Here is a 20,923-nt window from a genome sequence, read left to right as displayed (position 1 = left end):
GTGGCCCGGGCAGGTGGAGCCGGGGCGTCATTCCGCGAGCCCCTGAGGGGTCAGGGAATCCCGAGGGATCAGGCGGCCCGCACCGGCTGCCACAGCGCGTCGACCGCCTCCTCCGCCGCCGCGAGGCTCTTCTCGGCGAGCGGGATCAGCTCGGACATGGCCGGGGTGACCGGCGCGAGGGTCAGCTCAGCGGTGATGAAGCGCGGGACCAGGCCGGTCATGACCACGCCGTGCGGGAGCCACTGCTCCGCGTGGTCCCAGCCCTCGCGGGGGGTGCCGGGGGCGTAGCCGCCGCCGCGCGAGGCGAGGACGACGAAGTCGCGGCCGGTCAGCAGCGGGTCCCTCGTCTCGGCGTCGACGGAGAGACCGGGCACGATCAGGTGGTCGACCCATGACTTGACGCTGCTGGGCGCGCCGAAGTTGTAGACGGGCAGACCGAGTAGAACGGTGTCCGCCTCCTTGACCTCACCGATCAGCGTCTCGGACAGCGCGTAGGTGGCGGCCTGCTCGGGGGTGCGGTCCTCGGCCGGGATCATCGCCACGCCCACGGTGCCGGTGTGGATGTGCGGAATCGGGTCCTTGCCCAGGTCGCGGTAGGTGACCGTGCCATCGGGGTGGGCGGCCTTCCAGGCGGCGGCGGCCCGCGCGGTCAACCGGCGGCTGACGGATCGGTCGCCCTGGACGCTGGAATCGATGTGCAGGAGGTGAGGCATCTCGTTAACCCTTCATACTTGGTTTGTGTAACGCCAACGATTTATAGCACGTCATGATTCCACGCCGCCCGATAGACTGAGGAAGTGGCCTCACTGCCCGTGCTCAACCAGCCCCCGCGACGTTCAGGCGCGCTGCTCGAACAGCTGACGCGCCGGATGCGACTGCACGCCGAGTCCGTGCTGACCCCGCTCGGCCTGCGCCCACGGCACCTGGTGGCCCTCACCGTCCTGCGTGACCAGCACGGCAGCACCCAGCAGGCGCTCTCCACGACGCTGATGATGGACCGCGCCAATGTCGTCGGCCTGCTCAACGATCTGGAGGCGGACGGCCTGATCGAACGGCTCCGCTCGCCCGAGGACCGCAGGCGCCACCTGGTGCAGCTCACCGACGAGGGCGGCAAGCGGCTGGCCAAGGCCGAATTCGCGCTCGCCCGCGTCGAGGACGAAGTCCTCTGCGCGCTCGACACCGGCCAGCGCGACACCCTCTACGATCTGCTCCAGCTCGCCGCGTCGGGACACGGCGTGGACGGGACGGCGACGGACGCGGCGTTGAGCTGCGTGACCGACGCCCCGGCCGCCGTGCCGGAGTGCCTGGGCGAGGCGGGGGACACGGAGACCTGCTGACGGTGCCCGGGGAGCAACGGGCGGCGTCGGCCCGCGCTCCCGGGCGGAGAACGGGGGCGTGATGTTCGGCATCCTGGGCGCGACGCGGGTGGTGGGCGCGGACGGCGCCGAGGTCGCGCTGGGCGGCCCCCGGCGGCGCGCGGTGCTCGCCCTGCTGCTGCTCGACGCGGGCCGGGCGGTGCCCGCCGAGCGGCTGATCGACGGCCTCTACGGCGACGAGCCGCCCGCGGGCGCGGGGAACGCCGTGCAGTCCCAGATCTCCCGGCTGCGCCAGGTGCTGCCGGTGCCGCTCGAAGGGCTCCCCGCGGGCTACCGGCTCGCCGTCGCACCGGACGAGGTGGACGCCCACCGCTTCCGGCGGCTGAGCGCCGAGGGCCGCGCCGCCCTGGCCGCGGGCGACCCGGTCCTGGCCGAGCGACTGCTGCGCACCGCCCTCGCGTTGTGGCGCGGCCCCGCACTCGCCGACGTCGGCCCCGCGCCCTTCGCCGCCGCGCAGATCACCCGGCTCGAAGAGCTGCGGACCGGCGCCGTCGAGGACCGAGTCGACGCCGACCTCGCCCTCGGCCGCCACCGCTCCCTGGTCGCCGAACTCGGCGAACTCGTCACCGCGCACCCGCTGCGGGAGCGCCCGCGCGGCCAGTTGATGCGCGCGCTGTACGGCAGCGGACGGCAGAGCGAGGCGCTGGAGGCGTACGAGGAGGCCCGGCGCGAACTGGCCGACTCCCTCGGCGCCGACCCCGGACCCGAACTGGCCGCCGTCCACCTCGCGGTGCTGCGCGGTGACCCGGCGCTGCTTCCACGGGACATCTCACGCGAGGCCCCACGGGACGCGCCGCGGGCCGCCCGGCGGGATGTTCCACGGGACGCGCCGCAGGATGTTCCACGTGAAACAGACACGGCGGACAGGGTGGGCGCCGACGGACATGTTCCACGTGGAACATCGACGGAAGGCGCGGGAGGTTCAGGGGACGGCGCGCCCGCCCCGGCCCCGCCCCGGCACGAACTCCCCGCCCAGCTCACCAGCTTCATCGGCCGGTCCGCCGAACTGGAGCGGATCGGTGAGCAGTTGGCGCGCCAGCGGCTCGTCACACTCACCGGCCCCGGCGGCGCGGGCAAGACGCGCCTGGCGGTGGAGGCCGCGGGGCGGTACGCGCACGACGCCTGTTTCGTGCCGCTGGCCGGACTCAGCGACGGCGCGGAACTCCCGCAGGCCGTCCTGGGCGCGCTCGGCCTGCGGGCCGGCGGGCTGCTGGCGGCCGGATCGGCCGCGTCCGGCGGCCAGGGGCACGACCCCGGCCCGCACGACCCCGTCGCGCGGATCACCGCCGCCCTGGACGGCCGCCCGCTGCTGCTGGTCCTCGACAACTGCGAGCACGTGGTGGAGGACGCGGCCCGGCTGGCCGAGCGGCTGCTCGCCGGGTCACCGCTGCTGCGGCTGCTCGCCACCAGCAGGGAAGCCCTCGGCATCAACGGCGAGACGCTGTGCCCGGTGCCCACGCTCGACGTGCCCCGGCCCGGCACCGACCGCGAGCAGGCGCTGCGCTCCCCCGCCGTGCGGCTGTTCACCGAGCGGGCCGCCGCCGTACGCCCCGACCTCGACCTCGACGCGACCGCGGACCCGGCCACCGTGGACGCCGTCCTGCGGCTGTGCACCGCGCTCGACGGGCTGCCGCTCGCCATCGAACTGGCCGCGGCCCGGCTGCGTTCGCTGTCGGTGACCGACATCGCCGACCGGCTCGGCGCGCTCCCCGACGACGACGCCCCGTACAGCCTGGGCGTACGGCCCGACGCGCTCTTCCGGCTGCTGTCGCGCGGCAGCCGCACCGCCCAGCCGCGCCAGCGCACCCTGCGCGGGGTCGTCGACTGGAGCTGGGACCTGCTGCCCGACGACGAGCGGGCCGTGCTCCGCCGTGTCTCGGTCTTCGCGGGCGGCTGGACGCCCGCCGCCGCGGAGGCGGTGTGCGCGGACGGCGCGCGAATCCTCGCCGAGGACGTGCTGGACCTGCTGGACGCGCTGGTCGACAAGTCCCTGGTGGTGGCCGAGCAGCCGGACGGCGCGGGCCGGATCCGCTACCGCGCGCTGGAGTCGATCAGGGCGTACGGCGCCGAGCGGCTGGCGGAGGCGGGGGAGCGCGAGGCGACGGTGCGCGCGCACGCCGCGTACTTCCTGGACTTCGCGCTCACCGCCGACCCGCACCTGCGCCGCGCCGAGCAACTGGAGTGGCTGCGGCTGCTCGGCGACGAGCGCGACAACCTCCAGGCCGCGCTCCACCGCAGCCTGGAGGCGGGCGAGGTGCGTACCGCGATGCGGCTGATCGCGGCCCTGTCCTCGTACTGGCTGCTGCGCGGCGTGCGCTACGAGGGCTTCGGACCCGCCCGCCAGGTCCTCGCCGCCGTCGGCCCGAATCCGCCGGAGGGGATGGAGGAGGAGTACGCGCTGTGCGTGATGGCGGTGGTCGGGATGCTGCCCGACCCCGAGGAGTTCGCCGACCATGTCGCGGCGGCGACCCGGGTGGTCGAGGCGATGCACCGGCTGTCCCGCCGCTACCCCGTGCTCACCTTGCTGTGGGCGCCCTTCGCCGGGGTCCCCGACGAGGGCATCGACGTCCTGGAAGCGGTCTTCGACGAGTTCCTCACCGAGCGGGACCACCCCTGGTACCGCGCGCTGATCCTGCTCGGCAGCGGATTCCAGTCCTGGCTGACGCGCGCCGACCCGGTCGCCGCGCGGATCCACTGCACCGCCTCCTACGAGGAGTTCCGCCGCCTCGGCGACCGCTGGGGCATGATCACCAACCTCAACGTGCTGGCCGACCTCGCCGACCACCGCGGTGAACTCGCGCTCGCCGACTCCCTCCTCGATGACGCGCTGCTGCTCGCCGAGGAGCTGGACTCGGCGCTCGACATGGCGGAGCTGCTCTGCATCCGCGCCGCGTACAGCACCAAGGCGGGCGACTACGCGACCGCCGCCGCGTACAGCGAGCGGGCCGTGGAGCTGTCCCGCCGGGCGGGCACCCCCGAGTGCCTGGCACTCGCCCACCTGGCGCTGGCCGAGTCCGTCCGGCTGCGCGGCGACGGCGACGGCGCCCGCGCGCTGTACGAGCAGGCGCTGGCCGAGTGCCCGGTCGGCTGGTTCTCCAGCAACGGCACCCGTTCCGCCGTCCTCGTCGCCCTGGGCCGGGTCGCCGTCGCCGACCGCGACCCGGACCTGGCCCGCGGCCACTTCCGCGAGGCGGTCACCCTCGACAGCGTCGCCATGCGGCTCCCGCTCAACGGCGCCGTCGCCGCCGAGGCCACCGCGGGCCTCGCCCTGCTCAACGGCGACGCGCCACGGGCCGCCGCCCTCCTCGGCGCCGCCGAGGCCCTGCGCGGCCGGCCGCCCACCGGGCCGGACGCCGCCGCGACCGTCGCCGCCGTACGCGCCGCGCTGGGCGACGAGGCGTACGAGCGCGAGCGCGCGCGGGCCGCCGCCCTCGACCGCGACGCGGCACTCGCCGTCCTGACGGCGTACCTCACGGCGGACTGAGCGGACGGCGAACCGGCCGCCGCGTGGGCGAGACCGGGCCCGAGACCCGCGCCCCTGACGCTCTCCGACCGCCTGCCGCGTGCGGCTCCCGTCCTGGGACCCGCGCCCCGGCCCAGCCCCGACCGCCCGCTGACCGGATCGCGCCCCGGCCCTGTCAGCCGACGGTGCGCCGGCCGTCAGCGGGCCGCCGCACGCTGCTTGCCATGACGACGACACCGAACGACGACGTGAGGGGCGGCGGGAGCGCCGCCGAACAGGCGCACCGGCGGCGCTGGGCCGTCCTGGCCATCTGCTGCGTGGCCGCCGCGCTGCTGGGCATCGACAACAGCGTCCTCAACTACGCGATCCCGTCCCTGTCCCGCGAGCTGGGCCCGTCCTCCACGCAGCTCCTGTGGATCGTGGACATCTACGGCTTCGTCCTCGGCGGCCTGCTGATCGTGGCGGGCAACGTCGGCGACCGGATCGGCCGCAAGAAGCTCCTGCTGCTGGGCGTCGCGGGCTTCGGCGCGGCCTCCGCGCTCACCGCCTACGCCGACGGCCCCGGCATGCTGATCGCGTCCCGCGCGCTGCTCGGCCTGGCCGGGGCCACGATCATGCCGTCGACCCTGTCGCTGGTCCGCAGCGTCTTCGACGACCCCAAGGAGCGGACCACCGCGATCGGCATCAGCAGCGGCATCGGCGCGGCCAGCTTCGCGCTCGGCCCGGTCGTCGGCGGCGCGCTGCTCGACCACTTCTGGTGGGGCTCGGTCTTCCTGATCAACGTCCCCGTGATGGCCGCCGTCCTCGTCGCGGGCGCCGTCCTGCTCCCCGAGTCCCGCAATCCGCACCCGGGACGGCTGGACTGGCCGAGCGTGCCCCTGTCGATCGCCGGGCTCTTCGGCGTGATCTACGCGATCAAGGCCGCCGCACGCGACGGCGTCGACGACCACGCCGTCTGGATCTCGGCGGCCGTCGGCCTCGCCGCCCTCGTCCTCTTCCTGCGCCGCCAGACCACCCTCGCCGAACCGCTGCTCGACCTGAGGTTCTTCCGCAACCCCGCCTTCGCGGGGGCCGTCGGCTCCAACGTCGTGACGCTGTTCACCGCCACCACCCTGTCCCTCGGCTTCTCCCTGTACTTCCAGGTGGTACGCGGCTGGTCGCCGCTGACCGCGGGGCTCGCGCTGCTGCCGGGACCGCTGTCCGCCGCCTTCGCCGCGCCGCTGTCCGCGCTGCTGATCCCGAGGATCGGCCGGGCCCGTACCGTCTCGTTCGGCCTGCTGCTCATGGCGCTGAGCACCGCCGCGTTCGGGCTGATCAGCGCCGACACCAGCTACTGGCTGCTGCTTCCGGCGCTCGTCGTCAACGGCGCAGGACTGATCTTCGTCTTCTCGGTCACCGCCGACACCCTGCTGGCCAGCGTGCCCAGGACCAAGACCGGTACGGCCGCCGCCATTTCCGAGACCGCCATGGAGCTCGGCGGCGCCCTCGGTATCGCCATCCTCGGGTCGGTCCTCAGCGCCTTCTACCGCAACGGCCTCACCCTGCCCGCCGGGCTCTCCCCCGACCGGGCCGCCACCGCGCGCGAATCCGTCACCTCCGGCGTCGAGACCGGTGCCGCCCTGCCCGGCGCCACCGGGCGGCAGGTCGTCGCCGCCGCCAAGTCGGCCTTCACCGACGGGTTGCACGGCACCCTCTACATCGCCGCCGCGCTGATGCTGGCCGGTGCCGTCGCCGCCCTGTTCGCCCTCCGCGGGGTCCCCGCCGTGCTCGACGTCCCCGAAGCCCCCGCGGAGCAGGCCCCCCAACCTGCCCCTGCCGTCTGACGACGGCGCACTTGTGCGCACGGTGGGTACGAGCCCCGAAGGGGCGCGGGGAACGGCGCGCTCAGCCCCCGCCGGGCTTTGAGCCCGAAAACGACAGCAACCGCCCCGCTGGGGACGGTTCTCACCCGCGCCACGGCGCGATCAGCCGTGACGTGCCACACACGTCACGGCTGATCGCGCGATTCGTCCCTCGTCGGCGGTTAGGGGTAGGTGCCGCCCCGGCCCTCGTCGTCGGGGCGGTCGGCGTCGGCCTGCTTGGCCTCGACCTCGGGGTCGAGGCCATCGGCCTCGAGGGAGCCGTCGACCTGGTCGATCGTGCCGTTCGGCGAGGACCCGTTGGGGTGGCCGACCGGCTCGACGACGGTGAGGGTGCCGCTGCTGTTCACGGGACCGCGGTCGGCGACGTCGGTCGCCTCGGGCGGCTCCACCAGCCAGTCCGGGTTGGTCTGCTTCGACCACCACTTCCAGGCGGCGAAGGCCGCACCGCCGACGAGACCGGCGACGACGAGCCCGCGGAAGACCCGGCCGGTGCGCTCGCGGCGCACCCGCCTGCGGACCAGCCCGTCGATCTCGGCCGCGGTCACCTGGCCGCGCAGGGCGTGCAGCGCGGCGGCACCGCGCAGCACCGCCTCGTCCTTGGCCGGACCGGCGACCGAGCGGGTCGCGGTCACGGCGGACTCCACCTTGGGCGCGGTGTAGTCGGCCGCCGCCCGCACCTTCGGCGCGGTGTAGTCGGCGGCGGCCCGCGCGCTGCGGCGGGTCCGCTTGGCGGCGGTGCCGAGCGCGTCGGCGGCCTTCGGCGGCACGGCCGACTTCGCCTGTTCGCGGGCCTGGTCGACCCGGTCGGCGAGATGGGCGTCGTACTGCTGCCTGGCCAGTGCGCCGGCCTGCTGCGCGTAGTACGCGGCGTTGTCCTTAGCCGTGCTCGCGTACGGCGCCGCCACCTCCGCGGCATGCCGCACGCTGTCCTTGGTCACGTCGGCTGCGTGGCGCACGCTGTCGATGCGGGTCACGGGATCCTCCTCCTCGGTGGCGTACGGTTTTCGCCTTTCCACCCAGTTTGAAATCATGCCTGTCGATGGCGGGTCCGGCATGTGTGGACGCGCATACGGGTCAGGTACCCGTTCCGAGCGGTCCGTCCCGGTGTCCGGGAGGGCCTTCGGGACGCGCCGCCGGCTCCCTTGCCACGGACCCTCGGGGAACCCCGCGCGCGCCACCGCGTCCGTGAAAGGATTTGTCCCTGTCAGCGAAGACTATGGAAGGTAGACCGTGGCCGAGCAGCTCTACGCCACCCTGAGGACCAACCACGGCGACATCGTGATCCGGCTGCTGCCGAACCACGCGCCCAAGACGGTGGACAACTTCGTCGGGCTCGCCGAGGGCACCCGCGAGTGGACCGACCCCCGTACCGGCCGGCCTTCCACGGCCAAGCTCTACGACGGCACCGTCTTCCACCGCGTCATTTCCGGCTTCATGATGCAGGGCGGCGATCCGCTGGGGAACGGCACCGGTGGTCCCGGCTACGAGTTCGCCGACGAATTCCACCCCGACCTGGCCTTCGACAAGCCCTATCTGCTGGCGATGGCCAACTCGGGCCCGGCCACCAACGGCTCGCAGTTCTTCATCACGGTCGCGCCGACCACCTGGCTGACCCGTAAGCACACCATCTTCGGCGAGGTCGCGGACGAGGCCAGCAAGAAGGTCGTCGGGTCGATCATCGGCGCGCCGACCAACCCGCGCACCGACCGGCCGCTGGACGACGTCATCATCGAGACGGTCGTGATCGAGAAGCGCTGACGCGGCCCGCCGCCCCGCGGCCCGTATCCCGTACCCTTCGGAAGCACCTTCGGGGAACGTCTCAGGGGAACGTCTTCGGGAACATCGCGCCCCGCCCGCACGTAGGAGTGGGCGGGGCGTCTCAGCGCCTCCGCGCCGCATCGCGAGGCGCTTCATTCAGGGAGAAGGCTCATGGACCAGGCGGTCTGCTGCTACCGGCACCCGGACCGGGAGACCGGTATTCGCTGCACCCGGTGCGACCGGCCGATCTGCCCCGAGTGCATGGTCAACGCGTCGGTCGGCTTCCAGTGCCCGGACTGCGTCAACGAGTCCAGCCGGCACACGGCGGCGCCGCGTACGGTCGCCGGCGGCACGGTCGCGGCCGACCCGTTCCTGATCACCAAGATCCTCATCGGCCTGAACATCGCGGTGTTCCTGCTGGTCCAGGCGGTCGGCGACCGGCTGGTCTACGACCTCGGGCTGTACGCGGTCTGCGGCAACGACCCGTTCGGACAGCACGGCTGCATCGGCGTCGCCCAGGGCCCCGACCAGTGGTACCGCCTCATCACCTCGGCGTTCCTGCACCAGGCGGTCCTGCACATCGGCTTCAACATGCTGTCGCTGTGGTGGATCGGCGCCCCGCTGGAGCGGATGCTCGGCCGGGCCCGCTATCTCGCGCTCTACCTGGTCTCCGCGCTCGGCGGCAGCGCGCTGGTGCTGCTGCTCGCCCCGTCGTCGCTCACCCTGGGCGCCTCGGGCGCGGTCTACGGTCTGTTCGGCGCGACGGCCGTGTTCATGCGGCGGATGCGCTACGACATGCGGCCGGTGCTGATCCTGCTGGCGCTCAACATCGTGTTCACCTTCACCTGGGCCGACGTGAGCTGGCAGGGCCACATCGGCGGACTGGTGGCGGGTACCGCGATCGCCATAGGGATGGCCTACGCGCCGCGCGAGCGCCGCGATCTGGTGCAGTGGGGGACCACGGCGGCGGTCCTGGTGGTCTCGATCGCGCTCAGCGTGATCGCTGTGGCGCAGGTCACGTCCTGAGGGACGGATTCGCGGCCGTGGACCCGTGTCCATTGGCGTTGATCACACGTTATCCACAGCGTGTAGGCGGGTCTTCGCAAGTTGTGCACAAGTCGCCGGAAGACCGTGTTTCACGCCCGCGCAAGCCCAAGATCAGCGAAAGACCGGTGGCCGACGTCCTGGCCACCGGTCGTACCGGCGTCAACCTCGTAGAGGTTATCCACAGATCTTCCGACCTTTTCCCCACTGTGGATAACCGTGTGGACAAACGTCCGGCAGCACGCCGACGCGGCCCCCGGCACCCCGCTGGGGACGGCTACTTCCACTGGGTGGACACGACGAACCCACCCGCGATGAAGCCGAAACCGACCACGATGTTCCAGTTGCCGAACGCTTCGACGGGCAGACTGCCCTGCGTCACGTAGAACAGCACGATCCACGCCAGACCGACGATGAAGAACGCCAGCATGAGCGGCGCGACCCAGTTGCGGTTGGTGTTGAACTTTATGGCGGTGGCCGTCTTCGCCGGTGGCGGCGTGAAATCGGCCTTCTTGCGGATCCGTGACTTCGGCACGAGGGACGCTCCTGTCGATGCGCTGCGTAACCGCGCGGGTGTGCGGGGTAAGCCGGGCGGGTTCTGGGCCTGGTAAGGGTCACTACCGCTTCCGGGCGTCCGTTAGCGTAGTGCTTCCTCGGGTTATAAGGAGACAGGGTACGGTGACGGATTCAGACGGGGTATCCCCCACCCCCTCCTCCCGTCCTGCCCACCGCACCGTAGCGCTGCGGACCATGAGTGCGGGAGTCTTCGCGCTCGCCGGACTGATCTTCTGGACCAGCTTCAACACCGCCAAGGGCGTCGACATCCGCAGCGACGACCCGCTGCCGAAGCTGTCCGACACCGTACGTACCAAGAACACCCGTAATCAGCAGCTGGAGGACCAGCTCTCCGGGGTGCGCAAGGACGTGGACCGGCTGACCCGGCAGGGCGACGGCGTCAGCCCCGCCGAGCGGGCCAGGCTCGACGCCCTCGACAAGGCGGCGGGCACCGGCAAGCTGACCGGCCCCGCGATCGACGTGACGCTCAACGACGCCCCGCCGAACGCGACCGCGCTGGTCCCCGGCGTCCCCGACCCGCAGCCCAACGACCTGGTCATCCACCAGCAGGACCTCCAGGCCGTGGTCAACGCGCTGTGGCAGGGCGGCGCCCAGGGCATCCGCGTCATGGACCAGCGGCTGATCTCCACCAGCGCGGTGCGCTGCGTCGGCAACACGCTGATCCTCCAGGGCCGCGTCTACTCCCCGCCGTACCGCATCACCGCCGTCGGCGACCAGGCCAAACTGCGCAAGGCGCTCAACGACAGCCCGGCCATCCAGAACTACCTCCAGTACGTGAACGCGTACGGCCTCGGCTGGAAGGTCGGCGCGCAGAAGCGGACGACGCTGCCCGGTTACTCGGGCTCGACCGACCTGCACTACGCGGAGCCGGCGTCGTGAGCGGCGGGCGTCCCCGGCCGAAGCATTGGCGAACGCATGCCGAAGCCTTTGTCCAGCCGGGCCCCCTATCACGCCGATCTCCCTTTACTCTGTTCCGGGGAAGAGGAAGGAAGGCAGCGCATGTACGGCTGGATCTGGCGGCATCTGCCGGGTAACGCGTGGGTGAGGGCTCTGATCTCGCTCGTGCTCGCCCTGGCCGTCGTCTACCTCCTCTTCCAGTACATCTTTCCGTGGGCGGAGCCGCTGCTGCCGTTCAACGAGGTCACCGTCGACAACGGGATGGCCGTCGTACGCGAGACGGGGACGGCCGCTGTCCGATGAGCGCACGCATTCTCGTGGTGGACAACTACGACTCCTTCGTCTTCAACCTGGTCCAGTACCTCTACCAACTCGGCGCCGAGTGCGAGGTGCGGCGCAACGACGAGGTCAAGCCCGCGCACGCGCAGGACGGTTTCGACGGCGTACTGCTCTCGCCCGGCCCCGGCACGCCGGAAGAGGCGGGCGTCTGCGTCGACATGGTGCGGCACTGCGCGGACACCGGGGTACCGGTCTTCGGCGTGTGCCTCGGCCTCCAGTCGATGGCCGTCGCGTACGGCGGGGTCGTGGACCGCGCGCCGGAGCTGCTGCACGGCAAGACGTCGCTGGTGACGCACGACGGGACCGGCGTCTTCGCCGGGCTGCCGTCGCCCTTCACCGCGACCCGCTACCACTCGCTCGCCGTCGAACGCGACACCGTGCCCGAGGAGTTCCGGGTCACCGCGTGGACCGAGTCCGGCGTGATCATGGGGCTGCGGCACCGGGACGCGGCCGTCGAGGGCGTGCAGTTCCACCCGGAGTCGGTGCTCACCGAGTGGGGCCATCTGATGCTGGCCAACTGGCTCGCCGAGTGCGGTGATCCGGGGGCCGTCGGCCGCTCCGAGGGGCTGGCGCCCGTGGTCGGTACGGCGGGGGGCGCCGGAGGTTCGGGGAGTCCTGCGGGGAGGGCCGGGGCGTGACCACGCTCCGCCCGGAGCGCCCCTCGGACGGCCCGATGTCCTATGAGGACACCGGGCAGTTCAAAGCCGTTGTCGAGCAGCTCGACGACCCCCTGAACGACCCTCTCCCCGGAAGACCCCCCGCGGTTCCCGAGCCGACCTACGACGAACCGGCGTACGAGAAGCCGGTGTTCGACGAGCCGGTCTTCCCGGAACCGGCGTACGAGAAGCCGGTCTTCCCCGAACCGGCCTACGAAGAGCCGGTGTTCGACGAGCCGGCCGCGCCCTGGTTCGTACCCGAGGAGCCGCCGCAGGCGGCCCCGCCTCCTCCGCCGCCCCCGGTCCGGCCCGTCACCGCGGACGAGGAGCTGGACCTCGGCACGGCGACGGTCGTGCAGCCCGTCGTGCGGCCGGTCGAGCAGCCGGCCGTCGAACCGCCCGCGGACGACGTACTCGAATCCGTCTTCCCCACCACGGAGTCGGCCCCGGAACCGGCCCCCGAGCCCGCGGGTCCCGGGCCCGGTCCGGCGTCGGGTCCCGTGCTCGGCCCCGACGGCGAGGGCGGGCGGGCCGCGCGGCGGAAGGCGGCGCAGGCACAGCAGCGCGGCGGCGCCGGACACGGCGGCCACCGCGCCAGGGGCCGTACGCCCGGTGGCGCGGCCGGTGCGGCCCCCGCCGGAGCCGTCCCGCTCAGCCGGGTCGAGGCCCGCAGGGCCGCGAAGGCCGCCAAGGAGAGCCCGGCGGTCGTCGTCAGCCGTATCGTCGGTGAGCTGTTCATCACCACCGGCGTGCTGATGCTGCTGTTCGTCACGTACCAGCTCTGGTGGACCAACGTCCGCGCGCACCAGCAGGCCAGCGGCGCCGCGAACAACCTCCAGCACCAGTGGGACGCCACGAAGGACGACCCGAACCGGGTCCCCGGCACCTTCTCGCCCGGCCAGGGCTTCGCGATCATGTACATCCCCAAGCTGGACGTCAAGGCGCCCATCGCGCAGGGCGTCTCGAAGCACAATGTGCTGGACAAGGGCATGATCGGCCACTACGACGGCGTGTTGAACACCGCGATGCCGTGGGACAAGTCCGGCAACTTCGCGGTCGCCGCCCACCGCAACACCCACGGTGAACCGTTCCGCTACATCAACCATCTGGTGCCCGGCGACAAGGTCGTGGTCGAGACGGCGGACACCTACTACACGTACGAGATCACCAGTTCGCTGGCGTCCACCCCGCCGTCCAACATCAGCGTGATCAAGCCGGTGCCGACCGGCTCCGGCTTCACCGGGCCCGGCCGCTATCTGACGCTGACCACCTGCACCCCCGAATTCACCAGCACCAACCGGTTGATCGTCTGGGGAAAGCTGACCGAGGAACGGCCGCGCAGCAAGGGCAAGCCCGACGCGCTGGTGGAGTGATCCATGCTCCAAGCGGAACTTGAGGAACGGAACGGCGTGACCACGACCAAACGCGGCGGCCGGGGGCCCATCGCGGCCACCATCAGCGTCATCGGCGAACTCCTCATCACCGCGGGCCTGGTGCTCGCGCTGTTCGTCGCCTACTCGCTGTGGTGGACGAACGTCCTCGCCGACCGCCATGAGCACAAGGCGGCGGACAAGGTCCGGCAGGACTGGGCCCGGACGCCCGACGCGGGACCGGGGAGCCTCGACACCAAGGACGGCATCGGCTTCCTGCACGTCCCCGCCATGGGCAAGGACTACGAGGTGCTGGTCAAGAAGGGCACCTCGACCAAGGTCCTCAACGAGGGCGTCGCCGGTTACTACACCGACCCCGTCCCCGCCGCGCTGCCGACCGCCAAGACCGGCAACTTCACCCTCGCCGCCCACCGCGACGGCCACGGCGCCAAGTTCCACAACATCGACAAGATCCACGACGGCGACCCGGTCGTCTTCGAGTCGAAGGACACCTGGTACGTCTACAAGGTCTACAAGATCCTCGACCAGACCTCGAAGTACAACGTCGCCGTCACCGACCAGGTCCCCAAGGAGTCCGGCAAGACCACGCCGGGCCGCTACATCACCCTCACGACCTGCACCCCCGTCTACACCTCCCGCTACCGCTACATCGTCTGGGGCGAACTCGTCCGCACCGAGAAGGTCGACGGGGCCCGCACCCCGCCGGCCGAGCTGCGGTAGGCGCGTACGGCGACACACGTGAAAGGGGGGCGGCCCGCACACCAGGTGTGCGGGCCGCCCCCCTTCACGTACTGCCGGGGGGTCAGCCGCCCCCGCCGTTGCCGTTGCCGCCGACGGCGATCAGCTTGACCGGCTGGCCCTCGGAGAGCTGCGCGCCCGCTCCGGGGTCGACCGAGATGACCATGGCGTTGTCGCCGACCGGGTTGCCGCCAGGACCGACCGCGGAGACCTGGAGGTTCAGGCCGAGCCCGTCGAGTTCGGCCTTTGCCTGACCCACGGTCTTGCCACCCAGATCCCCGGGCATCTGCTTCTGCGGGTCCTGCGTCTGCGGCGGGCCGGACGAGACCGTCAGGACGATCGAGGTGTCCAGGGCGATCGGGCCCGCGCCCGGGTCCGGGGTCTGGGCGGTGACGCTGCCCTTGGCGGTCGTGTCCGAGGGGACGTCCTGCGGCGCGCGGGTGATGTTGGTGAAGCCCTGCGCCTTGAGCTGGGCGACCGCGTTGTCGTACGGGACGCCCTTGACGTCGGTGGGCGCCTTCTTCTCGGGGGCCACCGCGACGGTCAGCGTGATCGTCGTGCCCTTGGGCTGCTTCGTACCGGCCTTCGGGGTCTGGTCGAGGACGGTGTCCGGGTCTTCCGTGGTGGTCGTCTTGTTCTTGCGGTCGACCTCGAAGCCCTTGGCGGTGAGCTGGCTCGCCGCCGAGTCGTACTTGTCGTTCTTGACGTCCGGGACCTCGATCGGCGCCTGGCCCTTGGACAGGACGACCGTGACCGTCTTGTCGTCCGGGATCGCGGCGTCGGCTGCCGGGGTCTGCTTGCAGACGAGGTTCTTGTCGATGCTGTCGCAGAACTCGGCCGGACCCTGGACGATCTTCAGATCGACGTTGGTGGCCTTGGCCTGCGCGTCGGTGAGGGACGCGCCGACCAGATTCGGCACGGTGCCGTTGTCCGCGGCGCCGCTGCCGCTGAACAGCGCCTTGCCCAGGAAGATCGCGCCGACCAGGACCAGGATGCCCGCGACGACCAGCAGCACCGTGGAGGTGTTGTTGCCGCCCTTCTTCTGCCGGCGGCGGTCCGGGCGGTCGTCGTAGCCGTAACCGCCGTCCTCCTCGCGCAGCGGCGGAAGCATGGACGTGTGCTGGTCGTTCTGCGACGGCATCGCCGTGGTGGCCTGGCTGTCCGGGTAGCCGTACCCGTAGCCGACCGAGCCCATCGCCGCCGTGGCGGCCACCGGCTGCCCGTCGAGGGCCGCCTCGATGTCGGCCCGCATCTCGTCGGCCGACTGGTAGCGGTAGTTCGGGTCCTTGGTCAGCGCCTTGAGGACGATCGCGTCCATCGCGGGCGTGACCTCGGGGTCGTACACCGACGGCGGCTGCGGCTCCTCGCGCACGTGCTGGTAGGCCACCGCGACCGGGGAGTCGCCGACGAAGGGCGGCCGCACGGTCAGCAGTTCGTAGAGCAGGCAGCCGGTCGAGTACAGGTCGGAGCGGGCGTCGACCTGCTCGCCCTTGGCCTGCTCGGGGGAGAGGTACTGCGCGGTGCCGATCACGGCCGCGGTCTGCGTCATGGTCATACCGGAGTCGCCCATGGCGCGGGCGATGCCGAAGTCCATGACCTTGACCTGGCCGGTCCTGGTGAGCATGACGTTGGCGGGCTTGATGTCGCGGTGCACGATGCCGGCCCGGTGGCTGTACTCCAGGGCCTGGAGGATGCCGACCGTCATCTCCATGGCGCGCTCGGGCAGCAGCTTGCGTCCGGAGTGCAGCAGCTCACGCAGGGTGGAGCCGTCCACGTACTCCATGACGATGTACGGGATCGAGACCCCGTCGACGTAGTCCTCGCCGGTGTCGTACACGGCGACGATCGACGGGTGGTTGAGCGAGGCGGCCGACTGGGCCTCTCGGCGGAACCGGGCCTGGAACGACGGGTCGCGGGCGAGGTCCACCCGCAGCGTCTTCACGGCGACAGTGCGGCCGAGCCGGGTGTCATGGGCGAGGTACACCTCGGCCATGCCACCACGGCCGAGCACTGAGCCCAGCTCGTACCGGCCGCCGAGGCGACGCGGCTCTTCCATAGCTCTGCCCTCTCCTCAAACCCGTTCTTGACCCAAAACCGGTAATGCCGTGCCCTGCGGATGCTCGGGCATACGCTACCGGGCGTTTCTGGTCCCTTCGCGCCCTGCCCGCCCGCCGATACCCGACCGGTACCTGTCCGGTACGTGCGCCGGTCCCGGGGGCGGTCTCCGGACCGTTTCCGGCGCCGGGACCGGGCCTGACACCGGGTTTGACGCCGGGCCCGGGACCGTGCGGGGGACCGGGCCTGCCGGGCGGCCGGCCCTCACTTGTTGAGGACGGCCTCCATGACCTTCTTGGCGATCGGCGCGGCCAGACCGCCACCGCTGACGTCGTCGTGGTTGGCCGCACCGTCCTCGACGACGACCGCGACGGCGACCGGCGACCCCTGGTCGGTCATCGCGTACGAGACGAACCAGGCGTACGGCGTGCCCTCGTTGTTGATGCCGTTCTGCGCGGTGCCGGTCTTGCCGCCGACCTTGACGCCGGAGATCTTGGCGTTGGTGCCGGTGCCGGAGTTGACCACCGTCTCCATCATCGTCTGGAGCTTCTGCGCGTTCTCCGGCGACAGCGGCTGCGACATCTCGCTCGGGTTGGTCTGCGAGATGGTGCTCAGATTCGGCGCCACCAGCTTGTCGACCATGTACGGCTTCATCAGCTTGCCGTTGTTGGCGATGGCCGAGGCGACCATCGCCATCTGGAGCGGAGTGGCCGCGGTGTCGAACTGGCCGATGGAGGAGAGCGCGACCTGGTCCTTGGTCATCTTGGTGTCGAAGTTGCTGGCGTTCGCGCGGACCGGGACGAACTGCTCCTTGTTGAAGCCGAACTTCTCCGCCTCGTCGACCATCGCCTGGAGGCCCACCTTGTCCGCGCCCAGGTGGCCGAAGACGGTGTTGCACGAAACCCGCAGGGCGTCGATCAGCGACGCTTCCTTGCAGGGGATGTTGCCCTCGTTCTTCAGCGGGGTCGTGGTGCCGGGAAGGATGTAGGGCAGCGGGGTGTCGGTCTTCGCGTTGATGTCGGTCACCGCGCCGTTCTCCAGCGCCGCGGCGGCCGTCACCAGCTTGAACGTCGAACCCGGCGGGTACGTCTGGCGCAGCGCGCGGTTCTGCGTCGGGTCGTCGGGGTCGTTCTTCTTGTCGAGCGCGACCCAGTTCTTCTCGTCGGTCTTGGAGTTGCCCGCGATGGTCGACGGGTCGTACGACGGGGTGCTCGCCATGGCCAGGATCGCGCCGGTGCCGGGGTCGAGCGCGACGACCGCGCCCTTCTTGTTCCCCAGGCCCTGGAACGCGGCCTTCTGCGCCTTGGCGTTCAGCGTCGTGACGACGTTGCCGCCCTGCTTCTCCTTGCCGGTCAGCAGGTCGATGGTGCGGTTGAAGAACAGCCGGTCGTCGTTGCCGGTGAGGAACTTGTCCTCGACGCCTTCGAGGAAGGTGGTGCCGAACGCCTGCGAGGCGTGGCCGGTGACCGGCGCCCACATCGGGCCGTCGACGTAGGTCCGCTTGAACTTGAAGTCGCTGCCCGTGGTCTCGGTGTGACCGGTGATCGCCTTGCCGCCGTCGACGATGATGTCGCCGCGCGGCTGGGCGTACTGGTTGATGGCGACCCGGCGGTTGTGCACGTCGTTGGAGAGCTGGTCGGCCTGGACGAACTGCACGTAGTTCACGCGCAGCAGAAGGGCGAGGACGAGCAGACCGCAGAAGACCGCGACCCGTCGGAGAGGCTTGTTCACTGGGTGCGCACCACCTGGGTCGGTTCGGCATCGGGGGAGGGGGCCGGGCTCGGGGCCGGACGGCGGGCGGTGTCGCTGATCCGCAGCAGGATCGCGACCAGCGCCCAGTTGGCGATCACCGAGGAGCCGCCCTGCGCCAGGAACGGCATGGTCATACCGGTCAGCGGGATGAGCCCGGTGACGCCGCCCGCGACCACGAAGACCTGGAGCGCGAAGGCGCCCGACAGGCCGATCGCCAGCAGCTTGCCGAACGGGTCGCGGGCCGCGAGGGCCGTCCGCACACCGCGCTCGATCAGCAGGGCGTACAGCAGCAGGACGGCCATCAGGCCCGCCAGGCCCAGCTCCTCGCCGACGGTGGCGAGGATGTAGTCGCTCTTCGGCGCGATGCCGCCGATCAGCCGGGAGTAGCCCTGGCCGAGTCCCGAGCCGAAGATGCCGCCGGAGCCGAACGCGTACATCGTCTGCGCGGTCTCGGTGACACCGCCGTTGGACGCCAGTTGCAGGGGGTGCAGCCAGTTGTGGACGCGCTCCTTGACGTGCGGCTCGATCGAGGAGACGACGACCGCGCCGCCCGCGCTGAGCAGCAGGCCGAAGACGATCCAGCTGGTCCGCTCGGTGGCGACGTACAGCATGATCACGAACAGGCCGAAGAAGAGCAGCGACGTGCCGAGGTCGGTCTCGAAGACCAGGATCAGCAGGCTGATGCCCCAGATCACCAGGATCGGGCCGAGGTCGCGGCCACGCGGCAGGTACAGGCCCATGAAGCGGCGGCTGGCCAGCGCCAGCGCGTCCCGCTTGACCATCAGGTATCCGGCGAAGAAGACGGTGATGACGATCTTCGCGAACTCACCGGGCTGGAGCGAGCCGATGCCCGGCAGCGTGATCCAGATCTTCGCGCCGTTCACCCCGGGGAAGAAGATCGGCGCGACCAGCAGGGCCAGCGCCACCATCATCGAGATGTACGTGTACCGCTGGAGGATGCGGTGGTCCTTGAGGAAGACCAGCACGCCGACGAAGAGCGCCACTCCGAGCGTGGACCACATGAGCTGGTTGGGCGCCATGGCCTTGCCCAGCGACGGCTCCTGGTCGAGCCGCCAGATCAGCACCAGGCCGAGGCCGTTGAGCAGCGTGGCGATCGGCAGCATCAGCGGGTCGGCGTACGGCGCGAATTTACGGACCAGCAGGTGCGCGATCCCCGCGAGCAGGCCGAGGCCGAGGCCGTAGCTGAGCAGCCCCGCCGGGACCGAGTCGTTCTTGGCGAGCCCGACGTTGGCGTAGGCGAAGACCGGGATGAGCACCGCGAAGACCAGCAGCGCCAGTTCGGTGTTGCGACGGTTGGGCGCGCCGATCGACGTGATGGTGGTGGTGTTGCTGGCGCTCATGACGAGCCGACTCCTCCTGCTGGTCCCGCCGCCGGCGCGCTCGCCGGTCCCCGCGGGGCTTCCGGTGCGCGACCAGCCGCTACTGCTGGCTCGTACCGCACTGCTGGGCCAGCTTCTTCTCGTCGGGCGTCAGCGGCGGCGTGGGGTCCGCCGTCGGGGTGGCGCTGCTCTTCTTCGCACCCGGCGTGCCGGTGGTGCCCGCTGCGGGCATCTTGTCCTCGGCGGCCTTCGCCGCCGCCTTGGCCTGGTCGGCGAGGGTCTTGGCCGTCGCGACCTTCTTGCAGACACCGGCCTGCGTCGCCAGCTCGTCGGCCTTGTCGTCGGCCTGGCCGAGGCTGCTGAGCGCGATGGTGTCCTGGACCTGCTTCTGCTGGTAGGCCGGTAGGTACTTGAGTTCGATGTCGGGGCGGTCCTTGTGGACCTTCGACAGCTTGATCCAGGCCAGCTTCTGGTCGATGCCCTGGTACACGGCGACGTGGTCGCCCTTGGCGCCGACGTAGTACTGCGTCTGCGTCCACGCGTAACCGCCGTACAGACCGCCGGCGATGACGGCGAGCACGATGACGGTGATCGCCGTGCGCTTGGGCCACTTACGGGTCTTGGCGGGCTTGGTCTGGCCGTCGTCGTCGTACGACCCGAAGGTGCCCAGCGGCGCGGCACCGGCCGCGCCGGGTTCGCCGCTGCCGGGCGGGCCGAAGGAGCCCGCGGGGCCCTGCTGCTGCGGCGGGGGCGTACGGCCGAGCTCGGAGGCGCGCCCCGCCGGGGTCTGGAGGTGCCGCGGGTCGCTCAGCGGGAGCTGGGTCTCGGCGACCGCGCCGACGACCACCGGGGTGTCGTTGAGCTGCGCCGCCAGCGTGTCGCCGTCGTCGGTGTCCAGCACGTCCGCGACGATGCAGGTGATGTTGTCGGGTCCGCCGCCGCGCAGCGCGAGCTGGATCAGCTCCTGCACGGTCTCGTGCGGCGCCTGGTACCCGGCGAGGGTGTCCTCCAGCGTCTGGTGGCTGACGACGCCGGACAGGCCGTCGGAGCAGATCAGATACCGGTCGCCGACCCGCACCTCGCGGATCGACAGGTCGGGCTCGACGTGTTCGCCACTGCCCAGCGCGCGCATCAGCAGGGAGCGCTGCGGGTGGGTGGTGGCCTCCTCCTCGGTGATCCGGCCCTCGTCGACCAGCCGCTGCACCCAGGTGTGGTCCTGGGTGATCTGGGTGAGGACGCCGTCCCGGAGGAGATACGCGCGGGAGTCGCCGACGTGCACCAGGCCGAGCCGCTGGCCCGTCCACAGCAGCGCGGTCAGCGTGGTGCCCATGCCTTCGAGCTGCGGGTCCTCCTGGACCATGTGCAGCAGTTGGTCATTGGCCCGCTGCACGGCGGTGCCGAGCGAGGTGAGGATGTCGGAGCCGGGGATGTCGTCGTCGAGCGTGACGATGGTGGAGATCACCTCGGACGAGGCGACCTCGCCGGCGGCCTGTCCGCCCATGCCGTCGGCAATCGCGAGCAGACGCGGACCGGCGTAGCCGGAGTCCTCGTTCCCCTCGCGGATCATGCCCTTGTGCGAACCGGCGGCGAAACGCAGGCTCAAAGACATGCGCACCTCCCCCGTCGGCTCCGGGTACATCCGCACGCTGCCCACCCTCTCGCTCGCGCGTCGTGGC

Annotated in this window: 17 protein-coding genes; 10 read left to right on the top strand and 7 right to left on the bottom strand. The window is 71.4% G+C overall.

The window, feature by feature from the left end; genetic code table 11:
- Window positions 1-68: 68 nt before the first annotated feature.
- Window positions 69-713 carry an NAD(P)H-dependent oxidoreductase gene (locus ACFY9V_RS02060; protein WP_391041984.1) on the bottom strand — a complete coding sequence of 215 codons (645 nt, stop codon included), beginning with the start codon at window positions 711-713 and terminating at the stop codon, window positions 69-71.
- 84 nt (window positions 714-797) lie between these two features.
- Here ACFY9V_RS02060 and ACFY9V_RS02055 point away from each other — a divergent pair, with 84 nt between their 5' ends.
- The 3 genes from ACFY9V_RS02055 to ACFY9V_RS02045 all read left to right on the top strand — a co-directional run bounded on the left by ACFY9V_RS02055 (window position 798) and on the right by ACFY9V_RS02045 (window position 6,662).
- A complete protein-coding gene (locus ACFY9V_RS02055; RefSeq protein ID WP_391041982.1) occupies window positions 798-1,337 on the top strand; it encodes a MarR family transcriptional regulator in 540 nt (179 codons plus the stop codon).
- 61 nt (window positions 1,338-1,398) lie between these two features.
- On the top strand, window positions 1,399-4,860 hold the full coding sequence (locus ACFY9V_RS02050) for a BTAD domain-containing putative transcriptional regulator (RefSeq protein ID WP_391158764.1): 3,462 nt from the start codon (window positions 1,399-1,401) through the stop codon (window positions 4,858-4,860).
- A gap of 203 nt (window positions 4,861-5,063) precedes the next feature.
- Window positions 5,064-6,662 (top strand): MFS transporter, encoded by a 1,599-nt coding sequence (locus ACFY9V_RS02045; RefSeq protein WP_391158761.1) that lies wholly within the window; start codon window positions 5,064-5,066, stop codon window positions 6,660-6,662.
- Window positions 6,663-6,862: 200 nt separating this feature from the next.
- On the opposite strand, the gene ACFY9V_RS02040 is transcribed toward ACFY9V_RS02045, so the two are convergent.
- Window positions 6,863-7,675, bottom strand: a complete 813-nt coding sequence (locus ACFY9V_RS02040) for a DUF5324 family protein (RefSeq protein ID WP_391158759.1) — start codon at window positions 7,673-7,675, stop codon at window positions 6,863-6,865.
- Between the two features lie 256 nt (window positions 7,676-7,931).
- Between ACFY9V_RS02040 and ACFY9V_RS02035 the strand changes: the two genes are divergently transcribed.
- Both ACFY9V_RS02035 and ACFY9V_RS02030 read left to right on the top strand, forming a co-directional pair.
- Window positions 7,932-8,459: a peptidylprolyl isomerase gene (locus tag ACFY9V_RS02035; protein WP_355336693.1), complete on the top strand. Its 528-nt coding sequence runs from the start codon at window positions 7,932-7,934 to the stop codon at window positions 8,457-8,459.
- A gap of 171 nt (window positions 8,460-8,630) precedes the next feature.
- Window positions 8,631-9,485 carry a rhomboid family intramembrane serine protease gene (locus ACFY9V_RS02030; protein WP_355336694.1) on the top strand — a complete coding sequence of 285 codons (855 nt, stop codon included), beginning with the start codon at window positions 8,631-8,633 and terminating at the stop codon, window positions 9,483-9,485.
- 295 nt (window positions 9,486-9,780) lie between these two features.
- On the opposite strand, the gene crgA is transcribed toward ACFY9V_RS02030, so the two are convergent.
- A complete protein-coding gene (gene crgA / locus ACFY9V_RS02025; protein ID WP_188281586.1) occupies window positions 9,781-10,038 on the bottom strand; it encodes a cell division protein CrgA in 258 nt (85 codons plus the stop codon).
- A gap of 215 nt (window positions 10,039-10,253) precedes the next feature.
- Here crgA and ACFY9V_RS02020 point away from each other — a divergent pair, with 215 nt between their 5' ends.
- From ACFY9V_RS02020 to ACFY9V_RS02000, 5 genes are all read left to right on the top strand, one after another.
- A complete protein-coding gene (locus tag ACFY9V_RS02020; protein WP_355336695.1) occupies window positions 10,254-10,958 on the top strand; it encodes a DUF881 domain-containing protein in 705 nt (234 codons plus the stop codon).
- Between the two features lie 120 nt (window positions 10,959-11,078).
- Window positions 11,079-11,279: a hypothetical protein gene (locus ACFY9V_RS02015; protein WP_355336696.1), complete on the top strand. Its 201-nt coding sequence runs from the start codon at window positions 11,079-11,081 to the stop codon at window positions 11,277-11,279.
- A complete protein-coding gene (locus ACFY9V_RS02010; protein WP_391041973.1) occupies window positions 11,276-11,953 on the top strand; it encodes an aminodeoxychorismate/anthranilate synthase component II in 678 nt (225 codons plus the stop codon). Before ACFY9V_RS02015 ends, ACFY9V_RS02010 begins: the two co-directional genes overlap by 4 nt.
- Window positions 11,950-13,344 (top strand): class E sortase, encoded by a 1,395-nt coding sequence (locus tag ACFY9V_RS02005; RefSeq protein WP_391158756.1) that lies wholly within the window; start codon window positions 11,950-11,952, stop codon window positions 13,342-13,344. Before ACFY9V_RS02010 ends, ACFY9V_RS02005 begins: the two co-directional genes overlap by 4 nt.
- A gap of 36 nt (window positions 13,345-13,380) precedes the next feature.
- Window positions 13,381-14,082 (top strand): class E sortase, encoded by a 702-nt coding sequence (locus tag ACFY9V_RS02000; protein WP_391158754.1) that lies wholly within the window; start codon window positions 13,381-13,383, stop codon window positions 14,080-14,082.
- 82 nt (window positions 14,083-14,164) lie between these two features.
- Here the strand turns inward: ACFY9V_RS02000 and pknB are convergent, their stop codons facing one another.
- From pknB to ACFY9V_RS01980, 4 genes are all read right to left on the bottom strand, one after another.
- Window positions 14,165-16,156: a Stk1 family PASTA domain-containing Ser/Thr kinase gene (pknB, locus tag ACFY9V_RS01995; RefSeq protein ID WP_391158751.1), complete on the bottom strand. Its 1,992-nt coding sequence runs from the start codon at window positions 16,154-16,156 to the stop codon at window positions 14,165-14,167.
- Between the two features lie 263 nt (window positions 16,157-16,419).
- Window positions 16,420-17,886, bottom strand: a complete 1,467-nt coding sequence (locus ACFY9V_RS01990) for a penicillin-binding protein 2 (protein ID WP_355336701.1) — start codon at window positions 17,884-17,886, stop codon at window positions 16,420-16,422.
- Window positions 17,883-19,268: an FtsW/RodA/SpoVE family cell cycle protein gene (locus ACFY9V_RS01985; RefSeq protein ID WP_355336702.1), complete on the bottom strand. Its 1,386-nt coding sequence runs from the start codon at window positions 19,266-19,268 to the stop codon at window positions 17,883-17,885. Before ACFY9V_RS01985 ends, ACFY9V_RS01990 begins: the two co-directional genes overlap by 4 nt.
- 79 nt (window positions 19,269-19,347) lie before the next feature.
- Window positions 19,348-20,886: a Stp1/IreP family PP2C-type Ser/Thr phosphatase gene (locus tag ACFY9V_RS01980; protein WP_355336776.1), complete on the bottom strand. Its 1,539-nt coding sequence runs from the start codon at window positions 20,884-20,886 to the stop codon at window positions 19,348-19,350.
- Window positions 20,887-20,923: the final 37 nt, after the last annotated feature.

Source organism: Streptomyces sp. NPDC008317 (assembly GCF_042955955.1).
GTDB lineage: Bacteria > Actinomycetota > Actinomycetes > Streptomycetales > Streptomycetaceae > Actinacidiphila.
This window is presented reverse-complemented; position numbering and strand designations above follow the sequence as displayed.

Bases quoted from the DNA above. Each gene is read 5' to 3' on its own strand.
- ACFY9V_RS02060 (WP_391041984.1), bottom strand. From the start codon at position 713: ATGCCTCACCTCCTGCACATCGATTCCAGCGTCCAGGGCGACCGATCC.
- ACFY9V_RS02050 (WP_391158764.1), top strand. From the start codon at position 1,399: ATGTTCGGCATCCTGGGCGCGACGCGGGTGGTGGGCGCGGACGGCGCC.
- ACFY9V_RS02045 (WP_391158761.1), top strand. From the start codon at position 5,064: ATGACGACGACACCGAACGACGACGTGAGGGGCGGCGGGAGCGCCGCC.
- ACFY9V_RS02030 (WP_355336694.1), top strand. From the start codon at position 8,631: ATGGACCAGGCGGTCTGCTGCTACCGGCACCCGGACCGGGAGACCGGT.
- ACFY9V_RS02020 (WP_355336695.1), top strand. From the start codon at position 10,254: ATGAGTGCGGGAGTCTTCGCGCTCGCCGGACTGATCTTCTGGACCAGC.
- ACFY9V_RS02015 (WP_355336696.1), top strand. From the start codon at position 11,079: ATGTACGGCTGGATCTGGCGGCATCTGCCGGGTAACGCGTGGGTGAGG.
- ACFY9V_RS02010 (WP_391041973.1), top strand. From the start codon at position 11,276: ATGAGCGCACGCATTCTCGTGGTGGACAACTACGACTCCTTCGTCTTC.
- pknB (WP_391158751.1), bottom strand. From the start codon at position 16,156: ATGGAAGAGCCGCGTCGCCTCGGCGGCCGGTACGAGCTGGGCTCAGTG.
- ACFY9V_RS01985 (WP_355336702.1), bottom strand. From the start codon at position 19,268: ATGAGCGCCAGCAACACCACCACCATCACGTCGATCGGCGCGCCCAAC.
- ACFY9V_RS01980 (WP_355336776.1), bottom strand. From the start codon at position 20,886: ATGTACCCGGAGCCGACGGGGGAGGTGCGCATGTCTTTGAGCCTGCGT.